The organism is Paraburkholderia sp. BCC1885 (genome assembly GCF_900996235.1).
Classification (GTDB): domain Bacteria; phylum Pseudomonadota; class Gammaproteobacteria; order Burkholderiales; family Burkholderiaceae; genus Paraburkholderia.
This window is the reverse complement of the sequence record NZ_CAAJGM010000230.1, coordinates 289,078-303,636: the sequence shown is the minus strand read 5'-3', so window position 1 is coordinate 303,636 and position 14,559 is coordinate 289,078. Positions and strand designations below refer to the sequence as shown.

Annotated in this window: 11 protein-coding genes; 5 read left to right on the top strand and 6 right to left on the bottom strand. The window is 64.9% G+C overall.

Annotation, left to right across the window (positions count from 1 at the left end; all coding sequences use genetic code 11):
• Positions 1 to 27 precede the first annotated feature (27 nt).
• The 4 genes from FQ755_RS29210 to purT form a co-directional block, all read right to left on the bottom strand.
• Positions 28 to 1,680 (bottom strand): acetolactate synthase large subunit, encoded by a 1,653-nt coding sequence (locus tag FQ755_RS29210; RefSeq protein ID WP_144159104.1) that lies wholly within the window; start codon positions 1,678 to 1,680, stop codon positions 28 to 30.
• Positions 1,681 to 1,880: 200 nt separating this feature from the next.
• Positions 1,881 to 2,252, bottom strand: a complete 372-nt coding sequence (locus FQ755_RS29205; RefSeq protein ID WP_409937779.1) for an MliC family protein — start codon at positions 2,250 to 2,252, stop codon at positions 1,881 to 1,883.
• A 132-nt stretch (positions 2,253 to 2,384) separates the two neighbouring features.
• Positions 2,385 to 2,597, bottom strand: coding sequence for a DUF6726 family protein (locus FQ755_RS29200; protein ID WP_144159101.1), 213 nt, complete (start codon positions 2,595 to 2,597; stop codon positions 2,385 to 2,387).
• A gap of 120 nt (positions 2,598 to 2,717) precedes the next feature.
• Positions 2,718 to 3,932: a formate-dependent phosphoribosylglycinamide formyltransferase gene (gene purT / locus FQ755_RS29195; protein ID WP_144159097.1), complete on the bottom strand. Its 1,215-nt coding sequence runs from the start codon at positions 3,930 to 3,932 to the stop codon at positions 2,718 to 2,720.
• Positions 3,933 to 4,095: 163 nt separating this feature from the next.
• Here purT and FQ755_RS29190 point away from each other — a divergent pair, with 163 nt between their 5' ends.
• Entirely contained in the window at positions 4,096 to 4,743 is a 648-nt protein-coding gene (locus FQ755_RS29190; RefSeq protein ID WP_144159094.1) for an META domain-containing protein, read from the top strand.
• A 198-nt stretch (positions 4,744 to 4,941) separates the two neighbouring features.
• On the top strand, positions 4,942 to 8,529 hold the full coding sequence (locus tag FQ755_RS29185; RefSeq protein WP_144159091.1) for a DNA translocase FtsK: 3,588 nt from the start codon (positions 4,942 to 4,944) through the stop codon (positions 8,527 to 8,529).
• Between the two features lie 106 nt (positions 8,530 to 8,635).
• Here FQ755_RS29185 and FQ755_RS29180 read toward each other — a convergent pair whose 3' ends face one another.
• A complete protein-coding gene (locus FQ755_RS29180) occupies positions 8,636 to 9,793 on the bottom strand; it encodes a lactonase family protein (protein WP_144159088.1) in 1,158 nt (385 codons plus the stop codon).
• Positions 9,794 to 10,088: 295 nt separating this feature from the next.
• On the opposite strand from FQ755_RS29180, the gene FQ755_RS29175 reads away from it, so the two are divergent.
• Positions 10,089 to 10,241 carry a DUF3096 domain-containing protein gene (locus FQ755_RS29175; protein WP_144159085.1) on the top strand — a complete coding sequence of 51 codons (153 nt, stop codon included), beginning with the start codon at positions 10,089 to 10,091 and terminating at the stop codon, positions 10,239 to 10,241.
• Positions 10,242 to 10,462: 221 nt separating this feature from the next.
• On the opposite strand, the gene FQ755_RS29170 is transcribed toward FQ755_RS29175, so the two are convergent.
• Positions 10,463 to 10,708, bottom strand: a complete 246-nt coding sequence (locus FQ755_RS29170) for a hypothetical protein (RefSeq protein WP_144159081.1) — start codon at positions 10,706 to 10,708, stop codon at positions 10,463 to 10,465.
• Between the two features lie 308 nt (positions 10,709 to 11,016).
• Here FQ755_RS29170 and FQ755_RS29165 point away from each other — a divergent pair, with 308 nt between their 5' ends.
• Together FQ755_RS29165 and FQ755_RS29160 are read left to right on the top strand one after the other, a co-directional pair.
• The gene (locus FQ755_RS29165; protein ID WP_144159078.1) at positions 11,017 to 12,897 is read left to right on the top strand and encodes a glycoside hydrolase family 15 protein; all 1,881 of its coding nucleotides are present in this window, start codon (positions 11,017 to 11,019) and stop codon (positions 12,895 to 12,897) included.
• Positions 12,898 to 13,078: 181 nt separating this feature from the next.
• Positions 13,079 to 14,356, top strand: a complete 1,278-nt coding sequence (locus tag FQ755_RS29160; RefSeq protein ID WP_144159075.1) for a polyhydroxyalkanoate depolymerase — start codon at positions 13,079 to 13,081, stop codon at positions 14,354 to 14,356.
• Positions 14,357 to 14,559 lie beyond the last annotated feature (203 nt).

Below are 14,559 nucleotides of genomic sequence, written 5' to 3'. Positions count from 1 at the left end.
CAGCAAGCCGCATGCCCTTCGCTCCGCTCAGAGTTGCGCGCTCAGGCGCTTGATCTCGCGGTTCAGCACGCGCTCGTTGTCCGAATAGTCGATCGGTAGATCGATCACGTGCACACCCGGCGTCGCAAAACATTCGCGCAGCAGCGGCGCGAATTCGTCGGCCGTCTCGATGCGGTGGCCCTGTGCTCCGTAGCTCTGCGCGTAGGCCACGAAATCGGGATTCTGCAAGGTCATTCCATAGTCGGGGAAGTTCATGTTCTCCTGCTTCCAGCGGATCATCCCGAAGGCGTCGTCGCGCAGGATCAGCACCACCAGATCGAGCTTCAGACGCACCGCCGTCTCGAGTTCCTGCGAGTTCATCATGAAGCCGCCGTCGCCGCACACCGCCATCACCTTGCGGTCCGGGTGCACGATCTTGGTGGCAATTGCCGACGGCAGCCCCGCGCCCATCGAGGCGAGCGCGTTGTCGAGCAGCAGCGAATTCGGTTCGTGGGCGCGGTAATAGCGCGCGAACCAGATCTTGTACATGCCGTTGTCCAGACACACGATGCCGTCCACCGGCGTGGTCTCGTAGACGTCGTTGACGATCCGCACCGGGTACATCGGGAAACGGTCGTCGTGCTGGCCTTTGACGAGATGCGCGTCGAAGTGCTCCTTGATCTCCTTGAAGCGCGTGAAGTCCCAATGCTCCTTGCGCTCTTTCAGGCTCTCCTTGAGCTGCCACACCGCGTTGGCGATGTCGCCCACCACTTCGATCTGCGGGAAGTACACCGGATCGACTTCGGCGCCGAGAAAATTCACGTGAATCACGGTCTTCTCGCCAGCGTCGCCGCTGCGCATGAAAAACGGCGGCTTCTCGATGACGTCGTGGCCCACGTTGATGATGCAATCCGCGTGATCGATGGCGCGGTGGACGAAGTCGCCGTCCGACAGCGTCGCATTGCCGAGCCACAGCGGATGCGATTCGTCGATCACGCCCTTGCCCATCTGCGTGGTGAAAAACGGAATGCCGATCTGGTCGACGAATTCGCGCAGCATCTTGGTGGTGGTCTTGCGATTGCCGCCCGCGCCGATCATCAGAAGCGGATGCTTCGCGCCGGTGATGGCCTCGACTGCCCGCGCAATCGCCTTTTCCTCGGCAACCGGGCGGCGGCTGAAGCTCTTCGGAATCGGCTTGCCGTCGCCCTCTTCGTCCGCGACGTCTTCGGGCAATTCCAGATGCGCCGCGCCGGGGCGCTCTTCCTCGGCCTGCCGCACCGCCTCGCGCACCAGCGCCGGAATGTTGCCGATGGACACGATCTGCCGCGTGTACTTGGTAAGCGGCTCCATCATGCGTACCACGTCGACGATCTGGAAGTGGCCCTGCTTGCTGGTCTTGATCGGCTTCTGGCCGGTGACCATCAGCATCGGCATGGCGCCTAGCTGGGCGTAGGCCGCGGCGGTGACGAGGTTGGTTGCGCCGGGGCCGAGCGTCGACAGGCACACGCCGATGCGCCCCGTCAGACGCCCGTAGGTGGCCGCCATGAAGCCGGCCGCCTGCTCATGGCGCGTGAGGATCAGCCTGATTTTGGAGCGGCGCAGCGATTCGAGGAGGTCGAGATTTTCTTCGCCGGGAATGCCGAAGACAAATTCGATACCTTCAGCTTCCAGCGACTTCACGAACAGGTCGGATGCTTTCATTGAGAGTCTCGCTTGACGAACGGGCGCGGACGCAGCACCCGCGCAATGGATCCGGGAATGGATGATCGAAGACGATGACACGCAGGGCCACGTATAAAGCAAAGCGCGACGTGGCCGCGGGGAACAGATTACTACCTGGGAGCAAAAGCTGCCCGCAGCCGGACAGTCGAGCACGGCGCGCGGCGGCGCCTCGCGGCAAGCTATCGCACGATTGTGACGCAATCGGACAGAATCGGCGCGGCGTTGGCGCCCGCCATGGCGTCGTAGAGATCGGCGCGCGGACCTTTGGTCCACCAGGTATAGCTGGACGCCTGGTATTTGACGCCTGAGGCGGCCAGTGTGTTGACGAACAGCAGCGTTTGCCCTTTGACGGGTACGAGCGCGAAGCTCTGGCCGTTCGCCGTGTTCCAGTAGGTGACCTGCAGTATCTTGCCGGTGGCGCAGGTGTATTTGAGGGTCTGGCGGTTTTTCGTCTGCGTTTGCGCGAGACGGGGAGGTGTGGCCCACGCGTTGCCCAGCCACGCATTGACGGTGAGCAGACCGATTACCACCATGAGCCATTTGCTGCGCATCTGCGTCCTCGTTTGGGATGTCCGCGTTCGAAGCTGCCAGGTACCTGCAAGACCTACAAGGGAAAGGGCAAGCGCCGACGGCGCGTCATCAGGACAGAGCCGGACAGCAGCGCCCATTCACGCGGAAAAGGTTCACGGATCGATCACATCCGCGCAGGCATCGGTCGGCGCGGCCGCCACGTGGCCGACCACCGGCACGATTTTCAGACCCGCCGACGCCACCCGGCACGGCGCCGCCGCAAGACCACACCCACCGAGCCCCGCGCACAGCGCGGCCAGAACGCCCCACGCACCGAGGCGGCCAATCCGGCGAAGCCGCGCGAGCTTGCGGGTGTCTGACTTCATGGTACTTCTCCTGCCTTCAATGCTGCGGATGATGCGCCGAACGCGGCAACCACGACGGCGCCGGCCACGGCATTAACGCCATCCACAACAACCTGCCGGCGACAAACCTGTCGCCCCAACTTATTTTGCCGACACCGGCCGCACCGCTGCCGCTGCCTGCTTCGCGCGGGCGCGGGCTTCGTCCGTATTCGAGCCGGTAGCGAGCGCCACGCCCATGCGGCGCTTGACGAAGCTCTCGGGCTTGCCGAACAGCCGCAGATCCGCATTCGGCACGGCCAGCGCCGCCGCCACGCCTTCGAAGGCGATGCCGGCTTCGTCCAGGCCGCCATAGATCACCGCCGACGCGCCCGGCGCCCGCAGCGAGGTATCCACCGGCAAACCGAGAATCGCCCGCGCGTGCAGTTCGAACTCCGACAGACGTTGCGAGCACAGCGTGACGAGGCCGGTATCGTGCGGACGCGGGCTGACTTCCGAAAACCATACGTCATCGCCGCGCACGAAAAGTTCCACGCCAAAGAGACCGCGACCGCCGAGCGCCGCCGTCACCTTGTGCGAAATGTCGCGGGACCGTTCAAGCGCGAGCGGGCTCATCGGCTGCGGCTGCCAGGATTCGACGTAGTCGCCGGCAACCTGCACGTGGCCGATCGGATCGCAGAAATAGGTGCTGGTCTGGCCGTTGGCAGGGTCGATGGCACGCACCGTCAACTGGGTGATTTCGTACTCGAAGTTGATGAAACCTTCGACGATCACGCGGCCATGATTGACCCGGCCGCCCGCCATGGCGTATTGCCAGGCCGGTTCGACGTCGGCGTCGCTCTTCAGCACCGACTGCCCCTTGCCCGACGACGACATCACCGGCTTGACGACGCACGGATAACCGACCTTCGCAATGCCCGCCTTCAGTTCATCGAGCGAATCCGCGAATGCGTAAGGCGAAGTCGGCAGGCCGAGCTCTTCGGCGGCCAGACGCCGGATGCCTTCGCGGTTCATCGTCAGTTGCGTGGCGCGCGCGGTGGGGATCACTTCGGCGAGGCCGTCGGCTTCGATGGCGGCCAGCGCGTCGGTGGCGATGGCTTCGATTTCCGGCACGATCAGATGCGGGCGCTCCTGCTCGACCAGCGCGCGCAGGGCGGCGCGGTCGGTCATGTCGATCACGTGGGCGCGATGCGCCACCTGATGACCCGGCGCATTCGGATAACGGTCGACCGCGATCACTTCCACGCCGAGGCGCTGCAACGCGATGATCACTTCCTTGCCCAGCTCGCCCGCGCCGAGCAGCATCACGCGCGTCGCCGAGTTCGAAAGCGGGGTGCCGATCCGTTGGCCGATCTGCATGGAGTCTCCAGAAAAATGTCAGATGAGATGGAATGGGTAGATCAGCAATGTTAACATGCGCAACCTCTGCACCGGAGGCCCGGCGCCGTGCGCGGAGCGCTCGCGTGCGGCAACCTGAGTGCGTTACCCTTACGCCTTCGCCAGTTTGAAGAGGACCGACGCCATGTTCCCAACGTCTACAGCGCGACGTGTTGCGCGTCTCGTTGCAGCGCTGCTTGCGCCGCGTGTTGCAACGGCTTTTGCGCCGTTTTTGGCGGCCCGCGTTGCGCCATCCGCCACGCACCGGCTTGCGCCGGCCGGCGCGCGGGTGCGTCGGACGGGCCGCGGCACGCTTGCCGCGCTCAGCGTGACCGCGCTGCTGGCGGCCTGCGCCATGCCCACCCATCCGGATGCCAAAGCACCGCCGCCCGATCCGTTCAACCCGGCCGCGACGCAATTGCTCGACGATACGTCATGGCAACTCACCGGCTGGCAACAGGCCGACGGCACCGCGCGCGCGATTCCCGGCGCCGACAGCGGCGAGCCGATCACGCTGACGCTCGCGGCGGAAAGCGGCAGGCGCCGTGCCAGCGGCTTCTCCGGCTGCAACCGTTACTCGGGACCCTACGGCCTGAAAAACGGCAAGCTGAGCGTCGGGCCGCTTGCGGGCACGCGGATGGCGTGCTCGACGCCCGGTGGCCAGATCGAAGGCGATTATCTCGACGCGCTCATGCATATCGAGCGCACCGGCGTGCAGATGCGCGCGCCGCAGGAATTGCAGTTGATCCTCGAAAACGGCGACAAGCTGGTTTTCGCGCAGCACGACAAATGACAGCCGTGCGGATGGCGCGCAGCCCAGGCAGCGAGGCGCGCAACGACGCCCGTTCCGGTCGGCCCGCGCGCCGTGCGGTTTTTGCAGCAGATCAAGCAGGCGGCGGAGCGCGCGCCGTTGCCTTCGAAGCGCGGTGCTTCGCCGGTTTAAACTCGACGGATTGCGTTTTCGCGGATCCGTCATTCGTTGATGTCTAGCATGCACACGGTAGTTTTCGGCTGGTTCGGCGGGTCAGCCGTCTGGTTCCTCCATCTTTTGTGGCGTCTCGTGAAGTCTGTGCTGCCAGGCGGCGTCGGCCTGCGCGGGCCGGGCACCATCCGCCTGTGGCTGGGATTCGTCTGCGTCCTCGTGGCGAGTTGCACGCTGGAGGCGTCGCTGCTCGGGATGGTGGGCGTCGATGGCTTCGGGCATCTGCTGGCGGTCGGCTTCGGCAGGCTGCTGGGGCATGTCGGCACGCCGCTCGTGATGCTGGCGCTGCTGCTGTTGAGCCTGCCGTGGCTGCTCGAATTTCGCTGGAGCCGCGTCGCGCAGTGGGCCGACGGCGCGTTCGGCCTCGGGCTCGGGCTGAACCGTGGACTGGCGAGGCGCGATGAAGATGCGCGCCGGCGCAGCACCGTCGACGATTCGCTGCCGCCGTATGCATCGACCCCGGTTAATCCGATGGCGCCGAAAGCCAAAGGCCGCTACGCACGGCCGACCGTGTGGCGGCCGCCGGCAGCGACGCGCGGTGCGGCCGCTGCCGCAGGTACGGCCGGCCTGGCCGCTGCGAAAGATGCTTTGGGCAAGGACGCGCTGGGCGGCAGCGGCGCGCGTGGTGCGGCCACATCGGGCGGCGCGGGTTGGCAGGCGAGGAATCCGGCGACGCGCGGTCAGGCGGCCCCGCTTCATGGCGCAGGACAGACGCGGGTCATTGCACCGGTTCGGCAAGGCGGCGGACAGGGACAGACGCCGGCGCAACATTCCAGCACCGCGCTCGACAAGGGCGCTGCGCGGGCGTCGGCTGAACCGGTTGCAGCGGCGGGATGGCTGCGTGAATCGGCGACAGCGCGCGACGCTGCGGCGGTTGCAACTGCGGCTGCGGCTGCAAATGCAAATGGGGTTGCAACGGCAGCAAACCGTGCGCCATCGATTCAGCCCATCGCCCCGCCAGCACGCCCGGGTGTTTCGCCCACGGTTGCGCGCCACGCGCCGCCCGCCGCGCCGGTCCAGCCACAACGGCCAGTCATCGAGGCGGCGCAGGCACGGACGCCGACGCACACACAGCGCCGTCCGGCCAGCGACGGTTCGCGGCCGCCGAGTTATTCGCGGCCGCCCGCATCGACCGAGCGCGCCACACCGCCCGCCAGCGTGCAGGACACGCTGCGCAGCATCGAAGAGAACGCGGCGCGCTGGACCAGCATCGCGGGCGCCAGCCTCGCCCGGCATGCCGGGTCCGAGACGAACCGGATCACGACTGAGACACCGGCTGCGGCGGATGCGCCAACTCCTCCAGCAGCGCAAGGACCGGGCGACGCTCAACATGCCGCCGCAGCGCCGTCCGTGCCTTTCGCGCCATCAGGCGATGTCACTGCAGAGCCCGACACGTCGTTGCATCCCGTGGTCGAACAGGCACACGAAGCCCCCCTGCCCCGCTTCGAACCGATCGTCGAGACGTATGCACCGGCGGCCGACCTCGTCATCGAGAAAACCGTCGCGCCGTGGGAAGCCGAAGCTGAGGACGCTGACTCCATCGCTGCGATTCATGCCTCGTCGGCAGCCGCCGCGCCTTTACATGCAGCCACGGAAGACAACGCATCGCCCTACAGCGAACCCGAGCCGAGCCTCGCCCCGGATGTGACGCCATTCCCGGCACACGGCCAGACCGAACCGGCCACGCCAGTCGACGCGCCCATCGCGCCGCCGTCTAACGTTGTGCGCTTCCCCAGCTTTGCCGCAACACCTATCGCGAATTCCGACGCCCACGCCGCGCGCGAACCGCTGCAAACCAGCGACGGCGAAGAAGAATACGACGCCTCGCGCGGCCACATCGCCGCCGTACACGCCGCTGCAGCCGCTGCGCCGGCATTCGACGAACGCGCCGAACGCGACGACCGCGACGACGAAGCCAACAACGACGCAAACACCGAAAGCGCCGACGACGCCACCCGCGCGATCCCACCCGGCACAAACACCGCCCCGCAAAACGAGGCGTCCCTCGCGTCCCTCGCCCCGTCGCGCAGCGAGCCGGCCAACGAACCCGTCGCCCCGCGCACGCCCGTCCGTGGCCATGCGCCGACGGTCTTCGAATTCCGCGCGCCCGCTGCGTCGACGGTCGAACTGCCGACGCTCGACCTGCTGGCCCGCGCCGACACCGACGTCGAACCGGTCTCCGAACAGCACCTCGCCGAAACCGGCCAGTTGATCGAACAGCGCCTGCAGGAATTCAAAGTGCCGGTGACCGTGGTAGGCGCCTCCGCCGGCCCGGTCATCACGCGCTTCGAAGTCGAGCCGGCGCTCGGCGTGCGCGGCAGCCAGATCGTCGGGCTGATGAAGGACCTGTCGCGCGGCCTCGGCCTCACGTCGATCCGCGTGGTCGAAACGATTCCCGGCAAGACCTGCATGGGCCTCGAGTTGCCGAATGCCAAGCGCCAGACCATCCGCCTGTCGGAGATCCTCGAGGCGAACGTCTATCAGCACTCGCACTCCATGCTCACGCTGGCGATGGGCAAGGACATCACCGGTCATCCGGTGGTCGCCGATCTCGCCAAGGCGCCGCACATGCTGGTGGCCGGCACCACCGGCTCGGGCAAGTCGGTGGCGATCAACGCTATGATCGTGTCGCTGCTCTACAAGGCGACGCCCGAAGAAGTGCGGCTGATCATGATCGATCCGAAGATGCTGGAACTGTCGGTGTACGAAGGCATTCCGCATCTGCTCGCGCCGGTCGTCACCGATATGAAACTGGCCGCCAACGCGCTCAACTGGTGCGTCGGCGAAATGGAGAAGCGCTACCGGCTGATGTCGGCGGTGGGCGTGCGTAACCTCGCGGGTTTCAACCAGAAAATCCGCGACGCGCAAGCCGCCGGCAAGAAGCTCGGCAATCCGTTTTCGCTGACGCCCGAAGCGCCCGAGCCGCTCGCGCCGCTGCCGCTGATCGTGGTCGTGATCGATGAGCTGGCCGATCTGATGATGGTCGCGGGCAAGAAGATCGAAGAACTGATTGCGCGTCTCGCGCAGAAAGCGCGCGCCGCCGGCATCCATCTGATTCTCGCCACGCAGCGTCCGTCGGTGGACGTGATCACCGGCCTTATCAAGGCCAACATCCCGACACGCGTCGCCTTCCAGGTGTCGTCGAAAATCGACTCGCGCACGATTCTCGATCAGATGGGCGCCGAGTCGCTGCTCGGCCAGGGCGACATGCTGTTCCTGCCGCCGGGCACCGGCTATCCGCAGCGCGTGCACGGCGCGTTCGTCGCCGACGAGGAAGTGCACCGCATCGTCGAATATCTGAAGCAGTTCGGCGAGCCGCAATACGAGGAAGGCATTCTCGACGGCCCCACCGCCGAAGGCGCGGCCCAGGACCTGTTCGGCGACGCGCCGGATGCCGAAGCCGATCCACTCTACGACGAAGCCGTCGCCTTCGTGGTGCGCACACGGCGCGCGTCGATCTCGTCGGTGCAGCGGCAATTGCGCATCGGCTACAACCGGGCGGCGCGACTGGTCGAGCAGATGGAGGCGGCGGGGCTGGTGTCGTCGATGGGCATCAACGGCAGCCGCGAAGTGCTGGCGCCGGGACCGGCCGAATAAGCGCAAACTGCTGCGTCAAATGAAATGGGCCTCGGCGGCAGGCATGCGCCGAGGCCCATTTTTCTACCGGCTCAAGAATTCCGGCAACTCAGGAAACGCAAGCGCCTCAAGACGGCGACACCCACTTGAAATCGACCGGCGAACCGATCTCGATCTCTTTCGGATTCGCTTCGAGCAGGCCGGTCTGCTGATCGCGCCGGAACACATACGCGGTGTCGCTCAACTGATTGCCGACGATCAGCCAGTTGCCGGTCGGATCGATGGCAAACTCACGCGGCGACTTGCCGAGCGTGGACTGACGTCCCACCAGTTTCAGATGGCCGTTGGCCTGATCGACGGCAAAGATCACGATCTCGTTCGCGTCGCCACGGTTGGTCGCGTAGAGGAACCGCCCGTCCGGCGACAGATGGATTGCCGCCGCCCCCACCTGCCCCTTGAAATGCGGCTCGGTCAGCGGCGACACCTGCAACTGCGTGAGCTTGCCGTCGTCGTAACGGAACGTGGTGACGCTCGCCGCCAGTTCGCTCGTCAGATACGCGTACTTGCCGTCAGGTCCGAACACCAGGTGACGCGGACCGCTGCCCGCCTTCACGTCCGTATAGCGCCACTCGGTCGGACCGAACAGGCCGCGGCTGCCATCGGGCGTGTAGCGGTACGAATACAGCTTGTCGGCGCCGAGATCCTGCGCGAACAGATACTGGCCGTCCGGCGAGAACACTGTCGAATGCACATGCGAGTTGTCCTGACGTCCCTTCACCGGACCGCCGCCTTCGTGATGCACGGTCAACACCGCCTGCCCCACCTGGCCGTCGGCCTGCAGCGGGAAGACCGCGAAGCTGCCGCCGGGGTCCGCCGCCACCGAATAGTTCGCCGTCAGCAGATATTTGCCGTCCGGTGAAATCTTCAGATAGCACGGGTCGTTGCCCTCGGCCGACACCTTGTTGAGAAAGGTCAGCTGGCCGCTCGCCGGATCGAAGCCAAACGCGCTGATACCACCGCGCTGCGAGGCCGGGCCGTTGTCGCCGGGCAGTTCGTTGACCGAATAAACGTGGCGGCGGTCGCTGCTCACCACCACATACGACGGATTGACCGTCTGCGCCACCGAGACGCGCGTGGCCTCGCCCGTCTTCGTATCGAAGTGATACACGTAGATGCCTTCGCTCTTGCCGCCCGTATAGGTGCCGACGATCATGTCGTAGACACCGTCGGCCGGTGCCGGGCCGGCATCCTGAGCGAACGCCTGGGTAGCCGCTATTGAGACCATGAGAACTAAACCTTTTATTATCGAACCGGCAGACCGGGGTGACTGCGCGAATGCGGTCTTCCGAAGGGGCTGAAGTGAGGGCTGGGACTCGGCGCTTGCGGCGGCTTTGGCACTACGATGCATGTCGACCTCCTGGACATCGATTATTCGGATTGGATGGTGTCGCTGGTCTGCAACGCGATTTGGATCGTTTTTAGTTATCGGCGCAAGTATAGAAGATAGAAGCCAGGCGTTGAGCCGGATCACACTATCCGGTCAAAACGCTCTCACTGCCGTCCTGTCACCCGGAGTTTCAATGAACATCACTTTCAGTCTCGGCCCGATCGTCTCGCTGATCGCCGGCATTCTCATTCTCGTGATGCCGCGCCTGTTGAATTACATCGTCGCGGTGTATCTGATCGTCATTGGCGTGATCGGCATCTTCGGGATGAGTTCGTCGCATTTTTGAGCGGCACGAGCGACGGCCACGGACGGTTCAAGCCGCATGCCGGGGTTTGCGCGGCACGCCACGTGCTATAGACGGCAAACGCCTCATGGCAAATGGCGGAGCGAATGCAAGGCAACCGTCAGGCAGGACAGGATCGTCAGGCGCGCGCCGGCCACGCCGGATGACGTGAAGATGGCGAGCCGATGGCGGCGCCGCCAGTTGCCCGGCGATGCCCGCGCAGCCTAGCCGTTGGCAAGTTGATCGAGGCGCAGTCTTCCCTGCAGCGACAGGCCGCCGACGGCATAATGGCCTTCACCCTCGCGATAGCGCTTGAAGCAGGCGCGCTCGATCAGGAAGGACGCGGCGGCCTGCATCCCGTTGCGGGACAGGCCAAGGCGGCCGGCATCGAGCGGCAGCATGGAGTCGTCAGCGAGTTCGCTGGCGGCCGAGAGAATGGTGATGCAATCGGATTTCGACGGGTTCAGCATGGCTTTCGTCCTCGAAAACAGCATTCGCGTGCACGATGAAGCGGCCTCGCACCGTCTGCGGCCAGCTCCTCGCCCATCATCCAAAAATCCGATTGTAGGCAGCGCTATCTCAAATTGCCAATGCGAAGTCGCCACGCATGTGCTGGAACCCTTACCGGAGCCTGTTGCAGGTTTGTCCCGCAACCGGCCCTCACGCGGCCTGAACCAAACGGCATGGCGCGGGTCCGGTAGTAACAACGTCCCGGGACGTTGCAGGCGCGCCTGAAGCGCCCGCCACGCCCCGTTCATTTCGCTTACCCCAGTCCCCTATGCCCGCACTTATCGAAGACTATGCCCTCGTCGGCGACGGCCACACCGCCGCCCTGATCTCCCGCGACGGTTCCGTCGACTGGCTCTGCTGGCCCCGCTTCGACTCCGGCGCGTGCTTCGCCGCACTCCTCGGCAACGAAAAGAACGGCCGCTGGCTGCTCTCTCCCGTATCCGACAAGCCCGCGAAAACCACCCGCCGCTATCGCGGCGAAACGCTGATCCTCGAAACCGATTTCGAAACCGAAGAAGGCGTGGTCACGGTGATCGATTTCATGCCGCCCGGCAACGGCTGGTCGGAACTGGTCCGCATCGTGGTGGGCCGGCGCGGCACCGTGCGCATGAAGATGGAACTGGTGCTGCGCTTCGACTACGGTTTCTCGATTCCGTGGGTCAGCCGCCTGAAACACGACAGCGGCATCAAGGCGATCGTCGGGCCGGACACGGCCGTGCTGCGCACGCCGGTCGAACTGCGCGGCGAGAACATGCACACGGTCGCCGAATTCACCGTGTCGCCTGGCGAACGGGTGCCGTTTGCGCTCGCCTATTCGCCGTCGCATTTGCGCATTCCGCCGGGCCGCGACCCGCACACCGCGCTCGCGCGTACCGAGAACCACTGGCGCGAGTGGTCGGCGCGCAGCACGGTGGAAGGCAAATATGCCGGGCCGATCCGCCGCTCGCTGATCACCCTCAAGGCGCTCGCCTATGAGCCGACCGGCGGCATCGTGGCGGCGCCCACCACCTCGCTGCCCGAGCAGCTGGGCGGCACGCGCAACTGGGACTATCGCTATTGCTGGCTGCGCGACGCCACCATCACGCTGCTCGCCATGATGCGCGGCGGCTATTTCGACGAAGCGCGCGCGTGGCGCAGCTGGCTCGCCCGCGTGATGGCCGGCGCGCCCGAGCAGTTGCAGATCATGTACGGCATCAGCGGCGAGCGCCGCCTGCCGGAGTTCGAACTCGACTGGCTCGACGGCTACCAGGGCGCGAAGCCCGTGCGGATCGGCAACAACGCCGCCGGCCAGCTGCAGCTCGACGTGTACGGCGAAGTGATGAACGCACTGCACCTTGCGCGTATCGGCGGCCTGGCAGCGGACGACACCACCTGGAACGTGCAGTGCGAAATGCTCGAGCACCTCGAATCCATCTGGCAGGAGCCCGACGAAGGCATCTGGGAAACGCGCGGTGGCCGCCAGCATTTCACCTTCTCGAAGGTGATGGCCTGGGTGGCGTTCGACCGTGCGATCAAATCGGCTGAATCGTTCAATTTGCCGGGGCCCATCGACCATTGGCGCGAGATTCGCGAGCAGATTCACGCGCAGGTCTGCGAGAAAAGCTGGAATCCGACACTCAACGCCTTCACGCAGATCTACGGCGGCGACGAACTCGACGCCAGCGTGCTGCTATTGCCGCAGGTGGGCTTTCTGCCACCATCGGACCCGCGCGTGATCGGCACGCTCGCCGCCACCGAAAAATATCTGCTGCACGACGGCTTCGTGATGCGTTACCGCACCACGGAATTCAACGACGGTCTGCCGCCCGGCGAAGGCACTTTCCTTGCCTGCAGCTTCTGGATGGTCGACAACCTCGCCATGCAAGGGCGCGTCGAGGAAGCCGAGGCGATGTATGAACGGCTGCTCGGACTCGCCAACGACGTCGGCCTGCTCGCCGAGGAATACGATCCGACAGCGAAGCGTCTCGTCGGCAATTTCCCGCAGGCGTTTTCGCACGTGGCGCTGGTCCACACCGGTTTGAACCTGATGAAGCACGAACAGGAGATCGCCAAGGCGGCGGGACAACCCGCGCATAACGGCACGGATCCGGTCGAACTTGACCCTGCGGCAACCCCGGATAGCGGCGCAGCAACATCGCCCGTACCATGATTTAATGACGTTTTAGCTGCCGGGAGGCCTCAGGTTGCTGCATTGCACAAATCCCCTTTGTCCGATATCATCAACTGAGACTCTTGGCCGATAATCAAGCGCCTACAACCACAACGGCCGCCACAACGCGATACGCGTTTTTGCGCAGCCCCATGCGAATCGCCCCAACGCCGGAGCACCCATGCTCTATCAACTGCACGAATTTCAGCGGGCTCTGCTCAGCCCGCTGACCGCCTGGGCCCAAGCCGCGTCGAAGTCCTTCGCGAATCCGGCCAGCCCGCTTGCCTATGTTCCGGGCGCCACCCGTCTTTCCGCCGGCTACGAATTGCTTTACCGGCTCGGCAAAGACTACGAAAAGCCCGAATTCAATCTGCACCAGATCGTTAAAGATGGTCATAACATCCCGATCATCGAACAGACGATCGTCGAAAAGCCGTTTTGCCGTCTGCTGCGTTTCAAGCGTTTCGCCGACGACAGCGCGGCTGTTACCCAATTGAAAGACGAGCCGGTGGTGCTGGTGTGCGCGCCGCTGTCGGGCCACCACGCCACGCTGTTGCGCGACACGGTGCGCACGCTGCTGCAAGACCACAAGGTGTACATCACCGACTGGATCGACGCGCGCATGGTGCCGCTCGCGGAAGGCGAGTTCCATCTCGACGATTACGTGGCTTACATCCAGGAATTCATCCGCCATATCGGCGCGAAGGATCTGCACGTGATCTCGGTGTGCCAGCCGACCGTGCCGGTGCTCGCCGCCATTTCGCTGATGGCGAGCCGCGGTGAAGAAACGCCGCGCACCATGACGATGATGGGCGGCCCGATCGACGCGCGGAAGAGCCCGACCTCGGTCAATTCGCTCGCCACGCAACACTCGTTCGAATGGTTCGACAACAACGTGATCTACACGGTGCCGCCGAACTATCCGGGCGTGGGCCGCAAGGTTTACCCGGGCTTCCTGCAGCACACGGGTTTTGTGGCGATGAATCCGGAGCGCCACGCGGCTTCGCACTGGGACTATTACCAGAGTCTGCTAGCCGGCGACGAAGAAGACGCCGAAGCCCACCGCCGCTTCTACGACGAGTACAACGCCGTGCTCGACATGGACGCCGATTACTACCTCGACACGATCCGCGTGGTCTTCCAGGAATTCCGCCTGGCCGAAGGCACCTGGGACGTGGCGGGCGAGCGCGTGCGGCCGCAGGACATCAAGAAGACCGCCCTCTTCACGATCGAAGGCGAGCTCGACGACATTTCGGGCGACGGTCAGACCCGCGCCGCGCAGGATCTGTGCAGCGGCATTCCGGCCGAACACAAGCAGCATTTCACCGCGGAAAAATGCGGCCACTACGGCATTTTCTCCGGTCGTCGCTGGCGCACCATCATTTATCCGCAATTGCGCGACTTCATCCTCGCGCACAACAAGGCGCCCAAGGCCGCGAAAGAGAAAGTCGAAGCCTGAGCCACGCCACTTCGCACGACGACGCTCGGCTCGAAACGGGTCGTCGTTGTGCAAGTGGTGGTAGCGGGATCGAATCTCGAATGCTCAAACGACAACGGCCCCTGCGGGGGCCGTTGTCGTTTGAGCGAGGCGACGCGAGCAGAGGCGAGCGGCAACGCGTGCAGGGGTGATCTGCACGGCGCGCACTCCAATCATTCGCTTCC